This is a genomic window from Streptomyces sp. DSM 40750, assembly GCF_024612035.1.
GTDB lineage: Bacteria > Actinomycetota > Actinomycetes > Streptomycetales > Streptomycetaceae > Streptomyces.
On the sequence record NZ_CP102513.1, the window covers coordinates 289,603 to 305,335 of the forward strand.

Below are 15,733 nucleotides of genomic sequence, written 5' to 3' on the forward strand. Positions count from 1 at the left end.
GCTTGCTCACTCCCCGACCAGGACGTGCGAAGTGGTGATGGGCGAGGCGCAGATGTACTGGGCGACGTTGCAGTCCGCCACCTGGCGGGGGCCGGCCTCGCCGCGGATCTGGCGCACGGCCTCCACGTGGTGCCCCCAGCCCTGCATGTAGCTCTCGCCGGTGTGCCCACCGGCGGTGTTCACCGGCATCTCGCCGTCGCGCGCGATGCGGTCACCGGTCGCCCACTTCCAGGCCTCGCCACGCGGCGCGTGATCGAAGCCCTCCAGGCTGAACAGGACGGTGGGCGTGAAGTTGTCGTAGATCTGCAGGCAGTCCATGTCCTGCGGGCCATAGCCCGAGGCCGCGTACACGCGCCGGGCCACGTCCTGGGAGGCGGAGTGGAAGAAGTCCGTGCTCGTGTAGTAGTTGCTGACGGCGGCGCGCGCGGCGGTGGCCGCCACCCGTACCGGCCGCTTGGCCAGGTCGCGGGCCTTCTCCATGGTGGTGAGGATCAGCGCGACGCCGCCGTCGTTGATGATGCAGTAGTCGTACAGACGCAACGGGTCCGCGATGTAACGGGACCCCAGGTACTGCTCCTCGGTGATCTCCTCGCGCATCACGGCCACCGGATTCAGGGCGGCGTTGCGGCGGTTGTTGATCGCGATCGCGGAGAGGGCACCGTCGGGCACGCCGTAGTCGTGCGCGTAGCGGCGGTACATCATGCCGACGTACGCGCCCGGGGAGGTCATGCCGTACATCGCGTCGTAGCGGGTGGTGGGGCTGTCGGTGTAGGCACCGCCGTAAGTCATCTTCACCGAGCGGCCGTTGTTGCCGTACACGCAGGCCACGACGTCGGCCTGACCGGTCTCGATCAGGGATACGGCGTGCTGGACGGCGACGCCGCTCATGCGGCCGGATCCCTCCAGGGCGTTGATGACACGGGGGTTGGGGATGCCGAGCACATGGGCGCCGTGCTCGTAGTGGATACGGGCGGTGAGGAGGCCGTCGACCTCGTCCTTGCGCAGGCCGGCGTCGTCGAGCGCGAGGCGCAGGGCCTGCGCGCCGAGGGCGTAGGCGTCGCGGCGCGCGTCCTTGTTGGCGTAGAGGGCGCCGAAGTCGGTCTGGCCGACGCCGACGATCGCAACTTGCCTTCGTTCAGGCATGGTTCAGTCCTGGGTCGTGGTCATGCGGGAATGACGGATGAACGCGATGGGCCGTGATGCGCGTTTCCGCTGCGCGGCCGCCGATCGCGGAAAGGTGGAAGGGTGAAGCGGAGAAACAGAGGGGGCGGGTGACCCTGGGTGCCGACTGTCACGCGCCGGTGGCGCGGGCGGCGAAGGGGTCTGCTCAGCCCTGGGAGAAGGGGCACTTGGACGCGTCGCCCGTGCCGTTGTGAGCGTGGTCGTCCGGACCGTCCAGGAGGGGAAGAGCCTGGATGTCGGCCATGAGGTCGCGCGCGTGCTCCATGGCGAAGGCGCGGCTGTGCGGGTTGGTGGCGATGACCGCCGTGCCCTTCAGCAGGCCGTCGAAGGCCATGCCGGCCACCTCGGCGGACTCCTGGGCGAACGGTTCGATGGCGGCGGCCACGTGCGGATCGGCGGCGACGAGCGCCCTGACCCGCTCGGTGCGGACCCAGCCGGGGGCGAGGAGGGAGACGCCGACCCCGAAGTCCTTCAGGTCACGGCGTGCCGTGTCGGTGAGGCCGAGTGCGGCGTACTTCGACGCGGTGTATGTACTCATGGGCATCACGTGCGGCGGAACGCCGAGAGAGTGCTCGGAACCGGTGTTCAGGATGTACGCCGGTCCGCCTCGCGCGGCGGCGTCCTTCAGCAGCGGTGCGAAGGCGTGGACGACGTGGAACATGCCCAGCACGTTGACGTCGAAGAGACGTTTCGCCTCGCCCGGGTCCACGTCCTGTAGTGCACCGGCCACACCGATGCCGGCGTTGTTGCACACCACGTTGACAGCGCCGAACCGCTCGACGGTGGCCTCAGTCAACTTCTTGACCTGCGCATAGTCCGAGGTGTCGGTCCGCATCCACTCCGCTGCGGCACCGTCGGCCCGCAGGCTCTCCACCGCTGCGGCCGCGTCCCCCACGTCCGCGATCATCACCCGGGCACCGCGGGCCGCGGCCTCGCGGGCGAGGGCCAGTCCGACGCCGGTGGCGCCTCCGGTCACGACGACGACGACATCCGTCAGAGTGCTCATGAGCGAACCTCCTGCGGACCGGCCGTGGTGACGACGACGGGCATGGACAGAAGCTTGTTGATGAAGGTGCTCCACCCGCGCCTGGGCTCGCCGTTCGGGGCGATGGCGACACCGCGGCGGTGCATCTCCTCGAAGAGGATCTTGAGTTCCAGCTTGGCGAGATTCTTGCCGATGCAGTGGTGCGGACCGTTACCGAAGGCCATGTGCTCGTTCGAGGTCCGGGACGGCTCGAAGCGGTGCGGGTCGACGAAGACGGCCGGGTCACGGTTGGCGGCGGTGAAGAACAACTGCACCAGGTCGCCCTTGCGCATCTGTGTGCCGTGGAAGTCGACATCCCTGGTCACCGTGCGAGCCATGTTCATGGCCGGGGTGACGTAACGCAGGAACTCGTCGACCAGCCCACCCAGGTTGTCGGCGGCGACGGCCCGGTCGGCGGCATCGGCGATCTGCGGGTCCTCCAGGACCAGCCGCATCGACTGGGCTATGACCGTGTGAGTCGTCTCGAATCCGGCGATGAGGAGCAGGGTGAGGTAGTGCAGGTACTCCGGCTGACTGATCTCACCGCGCTCGGCGCACTGGGCGAGCACGGTGGCGAAGTCGTCCTGAGGGTCTCGCAGCTTGTCCATACGCAGCTCTTCCAGGTACGCCTGGACGTCCGGAAGCAGCGCCAGTATGGACTCGCCGCCGTTGGGCTGCTCCGCGGCGTCGAAGATCGTGAGTGTCCAGTCCACGATGCGCTGGCGGTCCTGGTGCGGCACGCCGATCACCCGTGCGATGACGCGGGACGGGACGATGGCCGCTACGTCGCCCACCCAGTTGACCTCGCCACGGGCGGTGATGTCCTCCAGCACCTCCACGACGATCTCGCGGACCCAGGTGTCGAAGTTGGCGATGACCCGCGGTCCGAAGGAACGGGCGGCGGCCCGGCGCAGACGGCTGTGCTCCGGCGGGTCGTTGTACATGATGTTGTGGCTGAACTCGGGATGCGGCGCGGGCAGGGTCGGGAAGAACGGCCCCCACTGGGAACTGAAGACCTCAGGGTTCCGCTCGATCTCGACGATGTCGGCGTGCCGGGTGACGCACCAGAAACCGCCGTTGAGCGTGCCCGCCTTCGCCGGCTGCCAGTACAACCCGGGCATCTGCCTGACCGCGTCGAAGATCTGATGGGGTACGCCGGAGGCGAAGGTCGCCGGGTCCGACAGATCTGGTATCGCAGGGGCGATGGTGTCCGTAGTCATTGCTGCACTTCCTTGTGCTCTTGGTGTTCTTGCCGCTTCGTCGTCCTTAGTCGGCTTCTTGCGTCAAAAGGCTCATCGCGACCCTCGCGGACGCTCTGGCCGCGGAGACGTGCCGACGGGCCACCTCCGCCGCGTCGGCGGCGGAACGGCGCCGGATCGCCTCGATGAGATCGGCGTACTCCTGCTTGGTGACGGTCATACGGCCAGGGGTGGCGGCCGAGATGCGGCGCAGGGCGTGGATCCGGCTGTACAGGCCGCCGAGCAGCTCCGCCAGCATGGGGTTGCGACAGCCGGCGAGCAGGATCCCGTCGAAGCGGTCCAGCACGTCCTTGTTGGCGTCACCCCCAGGGTTCAACTCTTGGGTGACGGAGGCGAGTTCATCCACTTCCTCCTGGGTGGCACGCTCCACGAACAAGCGCACCGCGAGCGGCTCGAGTTCGGCGCGGATCTCATAGATCTGTTCGATCTCCTCCGCGGTCGGAGTGGTCACCCGCAGTCCTCGGCTGGGCGACTCCTCGACCAGCCCTTCGGCCTGGAGCCGCCTCAGCGCCTCCCGCACGGACGTGCGACTCACCCCGGTGAGCTCGGTCAACTCCCGCTCGGTGAGTCTGCGACCAGGCTGCAGGGCCCCGTCCAGGATGGCCTGACGCAGCGCGTCGACCACCTTGTCCCGTACGAGCTTGTCCTGCGTCACCCGAAGATCGAGTCCAGACCCGGCCACGTCACACCTCTGCTTCCCAGGGATGAACTTTGTATGACGGAATACAGAGTGCCGTGTACCAGGAGCGATCGTCAATGGGGCGGAGGGGACCTTCTTGTACACGGCACTGCGCGAAGGAGTTGGGTCGCCGAGATCCAGATACACAAGTGCGGGGCGACGATTCCGCAGACCAGGCGGGACTTCGGCCCATCGATCAACGCCATGACGGATGCCTGCGGGGCGCCCCTCCGTCAACAGGGCAGGTACCTAGGCTGTGGCCTGGGCAGGTACCTAGGCTGTGGCCCCGGCGGCAGGGTTGATCCGGTCGTTCTTGCGGCCACCGCCACAGGTGAGCTGACGGACGCGGCTGGTCGCCGAGGCCGGAACGTCGACAACGGTCTCGCTGCGAGCGACGAGCCACTGGGCCAGGTGGCGGCCGAGCCGGTTGGCGTCCTCCACCGCCCACCTGCGCTGCGACCAGGCGGCGGCCCCAGGACAGGAGCCACCGGTAGTCCGCCAGGTTCGCCTCGATCCTCGCCGAGCCCGCCTGCTGAATCCAGACAGGATCGGCATCGGTAGCGGTGTGAGAGGACTTGTGCGGGTCGACACCGAGCAATGCCACGGCAGTTCGTTCCTCATGGCCGGACGACAGGACGTCCACGGCGACACGCCGACTTCCGGAACCGCTGCCGGGGCACGCCTCTGTTGGTCAGACCGTCGCCGGACACCGGGCCGGGTTCCGGTCGATGCCCGCGAGGTCGGCCCTGGGCCCGTGGGTTACAGGCGCGGTGGCATGCTCGGCCGGAGGCTGTCGCAGGACGTGGCGGCGGGGCCGGGACAGTCGCGCTGTCCCGACCCCGCCATGGTTCACTGCGCCGCGGCGGGCACACTGCCGGCGGGCAATGTGCCTGTCACCTCGGCCATGGTCACCGGACCGGGTTCCAGCCGTCGGTGCCGGCCAGGTACTTCTGGGCGGTGTAGTCGGCGGCCTCGGCGTCGGTCAGCTTCGGTGCGTTGGAGCCGACGCCGGCTCCGGTGCCGGTGTTCTGGTACTCCTTGAACCGGGCCCACGACCAGGGGTACTCGGGGACCATGTCGGTCCACGGGTGCGTCTCATTGATGTGGGGGTAAATGTTGGTGTTACGGACCACCGCCTGGGGGTGGGCCTCCGGCACGTTGTGCCACGGTCGGCCGAGGTACATCGAACGCGCCGGCACGTTATTGGAAATCACCCAGCTGTGGGTGACGAGGATGCCGTACTTCTTCCTGTAGTCGGTGTTCGGCGCCAGCATCGTGCCGCCGGGCCATTGGTACATGACTATCTGGGACTGGTCGATCACCGCGGTGGCGTTGCCGAAGATGAAGTCCACGTCGCCCCGGATCAGGCAGTTGTAGAAGTACTGCCGGGCCTGGGTCGTGGGCGTCTCCCCCTTGACGAGCAGAGTGTCCTGGCGGCTCAGGATCGCGACGTTGTCGAACACCTGCCGGTCACCCATGGCGGCGACTGCGACGGCCTGGGTCTCGTACGGGCTGATCTCCGGGTGGGCCGCGCGGTCGAACGTGTTGCTGATCGTGAGGTCCTTGACGGTCAGGTTGGGCGGTCTGAAGGTGGCCACGGCGCTGCCCTGGGTGCCGTACTTCAGGCCGGTCTCGGGGTTGATCATCCCGTGGCATCTGGTGTTGTAGATGGTGACATCCCCACGGATGCCGGTGACGCCCTGGATCGTCAGCCAGGACTTGCTGCTCGAAACGCTGATGACCTCGTGGTAGACGCCCTTGCTGATGAGGATGGTGTTCGCGCCGCTGTCGGGAACGTCGTCGATTGCGGCCTGCACGGTCCAGTGGTCGCCGTCGCCGTCCGGCGAGACATACAGCAGGGCGCCCTCGGACAGGTGCTTGCCCCTGGTGTCGAGGTCCGAGTGGTGGGCGGTCATGACGTACTGCGCAGCGACCGCCACGGTCGCGATGACGATGCCGGCGACTTCGAGAGGAGCCGCCAGGACAGCGCTCCCCGCCATGACCGCAAGCAGGGCCGCCCTGCTGATCCTGCCCCAGTTGTTGTGGAACTCCCTGTGTGTCGCGGTAAGGGCGAACGCCACGCCCCTGCCGAACGCCACCGCGGTTTCACGCGCTTGTTCCCGGAACCGAGAGGCTTCGGCGACCCCCACGATCACCTGGAGGATCGCCTGCGCAAGCTCCCGTGTCGTGGGGGTCGCCGAGCCGCTCTCGGAATCGGCGCCCTCCAGCCTCTGCACGGCGTTGCTGAGGCTGGCGGGAGTGATTTGCATGCCATCGCGGGTGGCGCCCTGCTGCGCGAGGGCGGTGTAGCTCCCCAGCGTCTCGTGAACCCTGATCGTGTTGGTGACCGTGGCGCCCGGCAGCGCAGCGGCGCCGCCCGGCGCCGCTGCGGGGTCCAGTGTGAAGAAGCGGTGCCAGGTCACAGTGCCACCACCGTCCACGATGCCACCCCGCCATCCCATGATGTAGGAGTCCGACCGGCGCATGAACAATCGGGCGAACTGGATCCCGTTCTCGGCGTGCAGGTCGATGGTGATGTACTGGCCGGCTCCGTTCCTGTCGGTGACGTCGATAGGGGGGCCGCCCATGGAACCGACTCGGCCGCCCCTGACCGCTTGCCTGATGGCATTGAGCATGTTGGCGTAGCCAACCTTGGCTTCGGCCATCTCGCTGCTGATCATCCAGGTGAAGTTCGCGCCGTCCAGAGCGTCGGCCGCAGGGGCGGCGGCGACCACCAGGCCGCCGGCCAGCGTGCCGGCGGCCACCACAGCGATGGCACTGGTCAGAAATGATCTCCGGGGAAGGTGTCCCCGCGCTTCGGTGTCAGTCATGCCGTAAGGCTCAGTTCGGGGTCTTCCCCGAAGCCATGGGTATTTGTACGGGCCCTGGCCCCGCCCCGGGCCTGGGTATTTCTACGGGGTTGTCCTACGGGGTGGCCGCCTGGTTCGCTGTCCACCAGGACGCGATCTGGGCGCGGCAGCTGAAGCCGAGCTTGGCCAGGATGTTCTCGATGTGGCCGTGGACCGTGCGCGGGGAGCGGGCGAGCGCGGAGGCGATCTGCCGGTTGCTCATGCCCTCGGCCACCAGAGCGGCCACTTCCCACTCCCTGGGGGTCAACGGGCTCGGGCCGGGGACAAGGGAAGGAGGCCTGCCGGTCGGCTCGGATTCGTTGCGCAGGGCGTAGGCGATGGCCTCGTCGGGGCCGCTGTGGCGGCCGCCCTCCGCGAGGGCCTTCTCGTACGCCTGCGGACCCAGTGCTCGTACGACCGACTGTGCGCACTGGGTGTGGTCCTCGCCATGCGGCGGACCGAACGCGGACAGGTCCGCGCCCACATCGCGCCACAGCTTGCCCGCGGAGCCCAGTAGCCGACCTGCTCGCTCGTACTCCCCGCAGGAAGCGATGATCCAAGCGAGAGTCTCCAGCATCAGCGCGGCACTGAGCGGCTCGTTGAAGCCCCGCTCGATCTCGAGCGCGGCCCGGATCAGCGCCAGGGCCTCCTCGCGGTCACCGTGCCTCCAGGCGTGGCAGCTCAGCGTCCACATCGCGTGTGCGCGCGCCCACCGCTCGCCGTGCGCCTCAGCCAAGGCGACCGCATGCCGGGCGGTCTCCGCCCCACTTGGGTTCCCCAGGTCCATTTGAACCGCAGCCAACTGGAACAGTTCGAACACCACCGAGGCCTCATCCCCGGCTGTTGTGTGGGCAGCGACCGCGCGCTCGAACAACGGCACTGCCTCCGCCAACCGCCCCTGGAACGCCGCCAATGAGCCGCGAAGGCCCAGGACGTGCGCGCGCACCACCCGATCGTCCTGCTGCGCACCCAGCTCTCCGGCCTCGGCCAGCCACCGGTCGGCCGCCCCATGGTCGCTCTGCAGCAGCGCCACCCAGGACGCGGCGCACAGCGCCCGGGAGCGAGCCTGGCTGGGTTCGGGCGCGGCGGCGAGCGCACGGTCGAGCTGCCGTCGCCCTTCGGCGAGGAATCCGCCGGCGCACCAGTGGAACCGCAGCGCGGCGGTCAGCGCGAGGGTGGCCTGCGGGTCGTAGTCGTAAGCCAGCGCGGCCAGCAGATTGGCATGCTCGGCGCGCAGGCGGGCCAGGGCCTCCTCCTGGCCTGGGCCGTACCAGCCGTCGGCGACGCGCTCGGCGAGGGCCAGGTAGAAATTGTGGTGCCGTTGTAGCGTCTGCCGCTCTTGGCCGGATTCGGCGATCCGGTCCCGCCCGTACTGGCGGATGGTCTCCAGCAGCCGGTAGCGCGGCAGGCCCTCGCGCTCGGTGGGCACCACGATCGACTGGACGACCAGTCGGTCGAGGAGATCGAGTACCTCGTCGCCGCCGATGCCGTCGCCCGCGCAGACGGCCTCGGCCGCGTCCAGGCAGAAGTCGCCGGCGAAGACCGACAGCCGGTGCCACAGCAGCCGTTCGTCGGGGGTGCACAGCTCGTGACTCCAGTCGATCAATGCGCGTAGCGTCCGCTGGTGCGGCCGGGCGACCCGGCTGCCGCCCGTGAGCAGCCCGAAGCGGTTCTCCAGCCGGTTCACGGCCTCGTCGACGGTGAGGGTCCGCAGCCGGGACGCGGCCAGCTCGATGGCCAGCGGCAGCCCGTCCAGGTCGTCGCACAGTCGGCGGACCTGGGCGCGGTTGCCGTCGGTGACCTGGAACTCCGGGCGGACGGCGGTGGCCCGGTCCCGCAGCAGTTCCACCGCGTCGTCCGGCGCCAGCGGAGGAACGGCGAAGACGCGCTCGCCGTAGATTCCCAGCGCCCGGCGGCTCGTCGCCAGTATGCGCAGCGCCGGGCAGGCCGTCAGCAGCGCATGGGCCAGGTCGGCGCAGGCGTCGACGAGGTGCTCGCAGTTGTCCAGCACGATCAGCGCCCGGCGGGGGGTCAGAAAGGCGGCGAGCTGGTCGATGACCAGTCCGGTGCCCAGGTCCGGCATCCCCAGCGCGGTCGCCGTGACGCTCGCCACCAGCGACGGGTCCCGTACCGGCGCCAGATCCACCAGCCACACACCGTCCGCGAATTCCGCCGCCGACGCGGCAGCCACTTCCAGCGCCAGGCGTGTCTTGCCCACCCCGCCCGCACCGGTGAGCGTCAGCAGCCGCGTCGTCCCCAGCCGGTCGCGCACTTCGGCGAGGTCGTGGCGCCTGCCCACGAACGTGGTCAGGGGCGCGGGCAGTTTCCCCACGTCTGATGTCTGGGTGGTCACGACCTTCTCGCCTTCCAACGGCTCGCAATCGTCCTGGAGCACCAAGGACGCCTGTCTGCGGTGGCAGCACGCTTCATTGCGGGCGGTTGGGGCGCAGGCCAATGCCGTACGTACCCCAGCGACCGTGCCCATCCGCGGCGGATCGGACACGGTCGTGTTTATCCTACTGAACAGTATCCAGTGGTCCATAGGCCCCAGGTGCGGGCTGTGACTGAGTTCTCACCAGTCACAGAACTGGTGAGGGGTTGCCTCGGCGGTCGTGGACCGGGCGCGCGAACGACGTACCGGTTGCGAGCAGCTCGGCAAGATAGCCGGAGGTGATCCGCCCGCGGGACAGGTCGTCCAGCCAGATCGCGACACCCTCTCCGGCCACCTTGGCGGCAGTGAAGCCGTACTCCTGAAGAGCTTCGTGACGCTGGCGGAGGCGCCGAAGTGATCCAGGTAGAGCTGGGTGTAGTGGGTGAGCGAGGAGTGCCCTGCGGACAGGACGAAGCGGTCGCGGCCGACGCACTCGGCGTCGCAGGGGTCGTGTCGCATCACCTTCCGGAAGAGGGTGTATGCGGCTGGGGCCAGGCTCATCGCCGTCCCCGGATGGCCGTTGCCGATCTTCTGGACCGCGTCCGCGGACAGGACACGTGCGGTTTCCACGGCACGCCGGCCCATCTCACTCCACTCGACCCGCCGGGTCGCGTGTGCGCTCACCGCGTCAGGGCTCCTTCCGGCTCTCGCTCGGGCCGTTGCGGCCCAACCCCCTTGACGCATTCGGATTCGCGGGCTTCACTTCGGGTGAATCGTAACGCAGACCTGAATGGATATGCACCCATGGTTCTCGCACCAGTCCCCGGCGCCACGGCGCGGCTCGCCGACATCAGGCGCGAGCTGCGCGCAGCGCCATCGGCAGAGCGCGCCGCGCGCCTGAGGGAGCTGGCCTACTCGATCCGCCGCAGCGATCTGGAGATGATCAGCCGGGCCGGTCAGGGTCACATCGGCGGGGACTTCTCCGCCGCCGACATCGTCACCGTGCTGTACTTCGCGGTCCTCGACGTCCGTCCCGAGGAACCGGAGTGGGCCGAACGCGACCGGTTCGTCCTCAGCAAGGGCCATGCCGCAGGCATCCTGTACTCGACCCTGGCGCACGCCGGCTTCTTCCCCGAGGCTGAGCTGGCCACGTTCATGGAGCCGCTGTCGCCGCTCAACGGCCACCCCAACCGGCGCAAGGTGCCCGGGGTGGAGACCAACACCGGGCCGCTGGGACACGGCTTCCCGGTCGCCGTGGGTATGGCGATCGCCGCCAAGCTGGACGGTTCCGACCGACGCACCTTCGTACTCACAGGTGATGGTGAGTTGCAGGAAGGAAGCAACTGGGAGGCGGCTATGAGCGCGTCCCAGCAGCGCCTCGGCCGGCTGACCGTGATCGTCGACCGCAACCGCTTCCAGCAAGGCGCCGCCACCGAGGAGACTTCGGGCCTGGACCCGCTGGACGCCAAGTGGGCTTCCTTCGGCTTCGACGTCCGCGCCGTCGACGGCCACGACTACGAGGCACTCCACCAGGCCCTGGTCGAGGAGCGCTCCCTCGACGACCGCCCGCTGTGCCTGATCGCCGACACGATCAAGGGCAAGGGCGTGTCCTTCATCGAGGACCGCGTCGAGTGGCACCACAAGGTGCCGACCGCCGAACAGACCGCCGCCGCCTTCGAGGAGTTGACCGCCCGATGAGCACCACCACTGCCGCAGCCGCGAGCACCGCCAAGGCCGTAGCCGCCGAGCTGCACGACTGCCGCAAGGCGTTCGCCGAGACGCTGATCGAGCTCGCGGAGGCCGACCCGCGCACGGTGGCCGTCTGCAACGACTCCGTCGGCTCCTCCAACCTCAAGGAGTTCCAGCAGCGCTTCCCGGACCGGCTGGTCAACGTCGGCATCGCCGAGCAGCTGATGGTCGGCGCGGGCGCCGGCCTCGCGAACGGTGGCCGTATCCCGTTCGTCTGTGCGGCGGCCCCCTTCCTCACCGGCCGCGCCCTGGAACAGATCAAGGCGGACGTCGCCTACTCGCGCACCAACGTCAAGCTGTGCGCCATGAGCCCCGGCTTCGCCTACGGTCAGCTCGGCCCGACCCACCACGGTGTCGAGGACTTCGCCTGGATGCGTACGCTGCCCGAGATGGTCGTCCTGGCACCGGCCGATCCGGCTGAGACGCGTGAGGCGCTGCGCTGGGCCCACCAGTATGAGGGTCCTGTCTACCTGCGTATCGGCCGCACCAAGGTGCCGGACCTGGCCCCGCACGTCCCCTTCGATGCAGGCCGCGCAGCGGTTCTGCGCGACGGCGGCGACGTTACGCTGATCGGTGTGGGCACAACGGTCTCTGCCGCGTTGGCCGCCTCCGCGAAGCTGGCCGCCGAGGGGATCGACGCGCGCGTCCTCAACTTCTCCACCGTCAAGCCACTGGACGAGGAGGCGCTGCTCGCGGCAGCCGCCGAGACCGGCCGCATCATCACCGTCGAGGAGGCCAACGTCCACGGCGGGCTCGGCAGCGCCGTCGCGGAGTTCCTCGCCACCCGTAACCCCATGCCGATGAAACTGCTCGGCGTGCGCGACGAGTTCACCCCGACCGGCAGCCCGGCCTTCCTGTCCGAGTACTTCGGCATCGACGCCGAGGCCGTCGTCCGCGCCGCGCGCGAGTTGACGGGCACCGGGCAGGGAGCGGCGGCATGAGTGTCGTGGGCAGAGGCGCTGCCGTGGGCAGAGGCGCCGTCCTCGCCCTCGACCAGGGCACCAGCGGGACCAAGGGGCTGCTCGTCACGGAGGACGGACGGGTGGTCGCCACCGCGCACCGGCCGCTGACCCAGCAGTACCCCCAGCCCGGATGGGTCGAGCAGGACCCGGCCGTCCTGTGGCGCAGCGTCACCGGGGTGGCCGAGGAACTGGCCGCCCAGGCCGGTACCGCGGGCACGCACATCGTCGGCCTGGGGCTGAGCCTCCAACGTGAGGCCGTCCTGGTCTGGGACCCGGACACCGGCGCCGCGCTGTCGCCGCTCGTGAGCTGGCAGGACCGGCGTACCGCCGAGCGGTGCGCCAAGCTGGCCGCCTCGGCCGAGGGCGGACTGATCAGCGGCCGCACCGGCCTGCCGGTGGACCCGATGTTCTCCGCGACCAAGGCCGAGTGGCTGCTCGACCGGCTCGACCCGAACCGTGAGAGATCGGCCGCCGGGCGGCTGCGCGTCGGCACGGTCGACGCCTGGCTGCTGCACCGGCTCACCGGTGGCGCCACCGACGCCACCGAGACCGGCTGCGCCTCCCGCACCCAGCTCGTGCGCCTGGCCAACGCCGACTGGGACCCGGACTTGCTCGACCTGTTCCGCATTCCCCGTACGGCACTCCCCCGTATCGCAGCCTCGGACGGTGCGGGCCAGGAGCTGGGCCACACCCGGAACGTACCGGGCGTCGCGGACGGGCTGCCCATCGCGGCGGTGCTCGGGGACTCGCACGCCGCGCTCTTCGCGCAGAGCCACGGCCGCCCGGGCGTGGTGAAGGCCACGTACGGCACCGGCGCCTCGCTGATGGTCCTCAACCCCGAGGGGCGCCGGCCCGCCGAAGGCATCGCCGCCACCCTGGCGTGGCGGCGCACCCGGGACGCCGGTGCCGCCCACGCCCTGGAGGCGAACATAGCCTCCGCGGGCACGGCGATCCGCTGGGCCGCCCAGTTGCTCGGCACTGACTCGGCCGGCATCGCCGCTCTGGCCGTCGATGCACGGGAGGCCGCCGAGGTGTACCTGGTCCCGGCGTTCTCCGGACTGGGCGCCCCGTACTGGGACCGCGGCGCCCGTGCGCTGCTGGTCGGCATGGACTTCGACACCGGCCCCGCCGAAGTGGCGCGTGCCGCGGTCGAGTCGATGGCCTTCCAGGTGGCCGACACGCTCTCCCGTTTCGACACCGTCCTCGGTGGCCCGGTCTCCGAGCTGCGCACGGACGGCGGTCCGACGGGCAACGACCGCCTTATGACGCTCCAGGCCGAGCTGATCGGCCGACCAGTACTTCGGGCGGGCCGGCCGGAGGTGTCCGCCCTGGGTGTCGCGTATCTGGCCGGCACGGCGCTCGGCATCTGGGACGACGCCGACCTGCCCGCGCTCACCCCGCAGGGCACCCGCTTCACCTCGCACGAGGACGACGCCTGGCGCGACCGCCGCATGGCCGGATGGCACGACGCGGTCGCCTGCGCCCGTGGGAAAAGGACCTGACACCGGCCGGGACCTGTAGGCCCACCCACGAATCGCGATCCCACCCGCCGCCCGCGCGTGCCGAGGTCAACGCCGGCCAGGCACCCGCGCCCGTTCTCCCTCGCCCGCTCCACCACTGTCGAAAGAGCCGCATCATGACCTTCACCCCCGAGGCGTTCTCCCTCAAAGACAAGGCCGCGTTCATCACCGGCGCGGGCAGCGGCATCGGCCGGGCCATCGCGCTGGGCTTCGCCGCCTGCGGCGCCGACGTCGCCTGCTTCGACCGTGACGCCGAGGCCGCCCAGGCCACCGCCGACCAGATCGTCGCGGCGCGTGGCAGGGCTGTGGGCGTCGGTGGAGACGTCACGTCCCCCGAGTCCCTGGCCGAGGCAGTCCGCACCGCCGTCGAATCGGTCGGCCCGATCCGTACCGCGGTCAACTGCGCGGGGGTGGCCGGCGCCACCGCCGCAGAGGACATGTCCGCCGAGGACTTCCGCCGTGTCGTCGACATCAACCTCACCGGTGTGTTCCTCAGTGCCCAGGCCGAGGCCCGGGTGATGCTCGCCCACGGCGGCGGGTCGATCATCAACATCGCCTCCATGTCCGGGACCATCGCCAACCGCGGACTGCTGCAGGCCCACTACAACGCCTCCAAGGCCGGCGTCATGCACCTCACCAAGAGCTTGGCCACGGAGTGGGCCGACCGTGGAATCCGGGTCAACTCGATCAGCCCGGGCTACACCCTCACGCCGATGAACAAGCGGCCCGAGGTGGCCGAGCGTCTCAAGGCGTACGCCGCCGACACCCCGCTCGGCCGCATCGCCGAGGTCGAGGAGATGGTGGGCCCCGCGGTCTTCCTCGCCTCCGACGCCGCGTCCTTCGTCACCGGCTCCGACCTGATCGTCGACGGCGGCTACGTCTGCTGGTGAGTGCCCGGCGCAGCAAGCCCATCAGCGTGCTCCAGGGGCCGCGGCCGACCGCGGCCCCCGCGCTTTTCCCCCCTTATCCTGCGCTTTCACCACCTGCATGTCGCACGAGCCCGCGGACTGTGCATGGTCCCCTCCCCCCACCCGTACGACCGCCGCTTCGCACGACCAGCACTGGACCGCCCGCCTGGCATACCGCGCGCCCTTCCTCAAGAGCCCGGCCGACCCCGATACCGCGTCGACGCGGCCCCGACCGAGGCGGTGCCCGACGATCAGGCCATCAAGGCCGCTGCCGTCTCCTGATCGGTCACCAGCACGTCCACCAGGCCGCCCGCCACGGCCGCCCGAATCGCCTTGTGCTTGCGGCTGCCGCCTGCCACCCCCATCTTCCGGCGGGCGGCAGCGAGCTGCTCACGCGTGATTCCGACGACCCGGGAGTCCAGCTCGGACTCGACCGGCCGGCCCTGAGCGTCGTAGAACCGCAGGCACACGTCGCCCACCGCGCCCTGCTTCTCCAGCTCGGCGCGCTCCTCGTCGGAGAAGGCGTTGCCGCTGCGGGCGAGCGTGCTTGACGGGGTGATCTCTCCGATGCCCACCAGCGCCACGTCCAGATCACCCAGCTCGCCCAGCGCCGCCGACACGAACGGGTCCGCGCGCAGCGCCTGCGCGCTTTCCGCCGACCCGGCCACACCGGGCGCCTGCAGATAGACGGCCTCGCCGTTCACCAACTGCGCCAGCTGCCCGGTCATCCGCGAGGCGTGGCCCGCCGCGGCGGGGTCCCCGATGCCGCCCACCGCCTGCACGATGCGTACGTCCTTCAGCCCGGGAACCGGCTGCATCGCCTGCACCGTGGCGAGCAGACTGGCGCTCCATGACGAGATGCCCACGGTGTCGTCCGAACGCAACGTCGTCTGAAGGTAGTAGGCGGCGGCCGCACCGAGATCGCCGAGCATGGTGCGCTCGTTGTCCGGAGCGGTGTCGACGACCAGAGCGAGCTTCAGGCCATAGCGGTCCTGCAGACCGTCTTCCAGGTCCGGGTGGGTGCCGGACGGCGGCGTCACAGTGATCCGCACGATTCCCCGGTCCTGCGCCTTCTTGAGCAGCCGCGAGACCTTCGCCTGCGACAGATCCAGCCGCGCCGCGATCTCCGGCTGGCGTATGCCCTGAAGGTGATACAGCCGGGCCACGTGCGTCATCATCCGCAGTTCCTCGCCGACGATCGCCACGGGACACCTCTTCTGTCGTCCTTAA

Annotated in this window: 13 protein-coding genes and 1 pseudogene; 4 read left to right on the plus strand and 10 right to left on the minus strand. The window is 69.8% G+C overall.

Annotation, left to right across the window (positions count from 1 at the left end; genetic code table 11):
- Nucleotides 1-6: 6 nt before the first annotated feature.
- From JIX55_RS01415 to JIX55_RS01450, 9 genes and pseudogenes are all read right to left on the minus strand, one after another.
- The gene (locus JIX55_RS01415) at nucleotides 7-1,143 is read right to left on the minus strand and encodes a thiolase family protein (protein ID WP_257561365.1); all 1,137 of its coding nucleotides are present in this window, start codon (nucleotides 1,141-1,143) and stop codon (nucleotides 7-9) included.
- 184 nt (nucleotides 1,144-1,327) lie between these two features.
- Complete coding sequence (locus tag JIX55_RS01420; RefSeq protein ID WP_257561366.1) at nucleotides 1,328-2,188, minus strand: SDR family NAD(P)-dependent oxidoreductase; 861 nt, start codon at nucleotides 2,186-2,188, stop codon at nucleotides 1,328-1,330.
- Nucleotides 2,185-3,426 (minus strand): cytochrome P450, encoded by a 1,242-nt coding sequence (locus tag JIX55_RS01425; RefSeq protein ID WP_257561367.1) that lies wholly within the window; start codon nucleotides 3,424-3,426, stop codon nucleotides 2,185-2,187. The genes JIX55_RS01420 and JIX55_RS01425 overlap by 4 nt, the downstream gene beginning before the upstream one ends.
- A 46-nt stretch (nucleotides 3,427-3,472) precedes the next feature.
- A complete protein-coding gene (locus JIX55_RS01430) occupies nucleotides 3,473-4,120 on the minus strand; it encodes a GntR family transcriptional regulator (protein ID WP_257561368.1) in 648 nt (215 codons plus the stop codon).
- Between the two features lie 297 nt (nucleotides 4,121-4,417).
- Nucleotides 4,418-4,585 (minus strand): hypothetical protein, encoded by a 168-nt coding sequence (locus tag JIX55_RS01435; protein ID WP_257561369.1) that lies wholly within the window; start codon nucleotides 4,583-4,585, stop codon nucleotides 4,418-4,420.
- A gap of 467 nt (nucleotides 4,586-5,052) precedes the next feature.
- A complete protein-coding gene (locus JIX55_RS01440; protein WP_257561370.1) occupies nucleotides 5,053-6,975 on the minus strand; it encodes a pectinesterase family protein in 1,923 nt (640 codons plus the stop codon).
- 94 nt (nucleotides 6,976-7,069) lie between these two features.
- On the minus strand, nucleotides 7,070-9,388 hold the full coding sequence (locus JIX55_RS01445) for an ATP-binding protein (protein ID WP_257561371.1): 2,319 nt from the start codon (nucleotides 9,386-9,388) through the stop codon (nucleotides 7,070-7,072).
- A 184-nt stretch (nucleotides 9,389-9,572) separates the two neighbouring features.
- The gene (locus tag JIX55_RS51290; protein WP_443046769.1) at nucleotides 9,573-9,719 is read right to left on the minus strand and encodes a hypothetical protein; all 147 of its coding nucleotides are present in this window, start codon (nucleotides 9,717-9,719) and stop codon (nucleotides 9,573-9,575) included.
- Nucleotides 9,671-10,009 (minus strand): annotated as a pseudogene (locus JIX55_RS01450) (transketolase); the annotation flags it as partial. The pseudogene JIX55_RS01450 and the gene JIX55_RS51290, both read right to left, overlap by 49 nt.
- A gap of 159 nt (nucleotides 10,010-10,168) precedes the next feature.
- Between JIX55_RS01450 and JIX55_RS01455 the strand changes: the two are divergent.
- The 4 genes from JIX55_RS01455 (at nucleotide 10,169) to JIX55_RS01470 (ending at nucleotide 14,485) form a co-directional block, all read left to right on the plus strand.
- Nucleotides 10,169-11,062: a transketolase gene (locus tag JIX55_RS01455; protein WP_257561372.1), complete on the plus strand. Its 894-nt coding sequence runs from the start codon at nucleotides 10,169-10,171 to the stop codon at nucleotides 11,060-11,062.
- On the plus strand, nucleotides 11,059-12,054 hold the full coding sequence (locus tag JIX55_RS01460) for a transketolase family protein (protein WP_257561373.1): 996 nt from the start codon (nucleotides 11,059-11,061) through the stop codon (nucleotides 12,052-12,054). The genes JIX55_RS01455 and JIX55_RS01460 overlap by 4 nt, the downstream gene beginning before the upstream one ends.
- Nucleotides 12,051-13,577: an FGGY-family carbohydrate kinase gene (locus JIX55_RS01465; protein WP_257561374.1), complete on the plus strand. Its 1,527-nt coding sequence runs from the start codon at nucleotides 12,051-12,053 to the stop codon at nucleotides 13,575-13,577. The genes JIX55_RS01460 and JIX55_RS01465 overlap by 4 nt, the downstream gene beginning before the upstream one ends.
- Before the next feature lie 134 nt (nucleotides 13,578-13,711).
- Complete coding sequence (locus JIX55_RS01470) at nucleotides 13,712-14,485, plus strand: SDR family oxidoreductase (RefSeq protein ID WP_257561375.1); 774 nt, start codon at nucleotides 13,712-13,714, stop codon at nucleotides 14,483-14,485.
- A 269-nt stretch (nucleotides 14,486-14,754) separates the two neighbouring features.
- Here the strand turns inward: JIX55_RS01470 and JIX55_RS01475 are convergent, their stop codons facing one another.
- Nucleotides 14,755-15,708: a sugar-binding transcriptional regulator gene (locus JIX55_RS01475; protein WP_257561376.1), complete on the minus strand. Its 954-nt coding sequence runs from the start codon at nucleotides 15,706-15,708 to the stop codon at nucleotides 14,755-14,757.
- Nucleotides 15,709-15,733 lie beyond the last annotated feature (25 nt).

What these genes read in the sequence shown, in the direction of transcription:
- JIX55_RS01415 (WP_257561365.1), bottom strand. Translation starts at nt 1,143, where the DNA reads ATGCCTGAACGAAGGCAAGTTGCGATCGTCGGCGTCGGCCAGACCGAC.
- JIX55_RS01420 (WP_257561366.1), bottom strand. Translation starts at nt 2,188, where the DNA reads ATGAGCACTCTGACGGATGTCGTCGTCGTCGTGACCGGAGGCGCCACC.
- JIX55_RS01425 (WP_257561367.1), bottom strand. Translation starts at nt 3,426, where the DNA reads ATGACTACGGACACCATCGCCCCTGCGATACCAGATCTGTCGGACCCG.
- JIX55_RS01440 (WP_257561370.1), bottom strand. Translation starts at nt 6,975, where the DNA reads ATGACTGACACCGAAGCGCGGGGACACCTTCCCCGGAGATCATTTCTG.
- JIX55_RS01455 (WP_257561372.1), top strand. Translation starts at nt 10,169, where the DNA reads ATGGTTCTCGCACCAGTCCCCGGCGCCACGGCGCGGCTCGCCGACATC.
- JIX55_RS01460 (WP_257561373.1), top strand. Translation starts at nt 11,059, where the DNA reads ATGAGCACCACCACTGCCGCAGCCGCGAGCACCGCCAAGGCCGTAGCC.
- JIX55_RS01465 (WP_257561374.1), top strand. Translation starts at nt 12,051, where the DNA reads ATGAGTGTCGTGGGCAGAGGCGCTGCCGTGGGCAGAGGCGCCGTCCTC.
- JIX55_RS01470 (WP_257561375.1), top strand. Translation starts at nt 13,712, where the DNA reads ATGACCTTCACCCCCGAGGCGTTCTCCCTCAAAGACAAGGCCGCGTTC.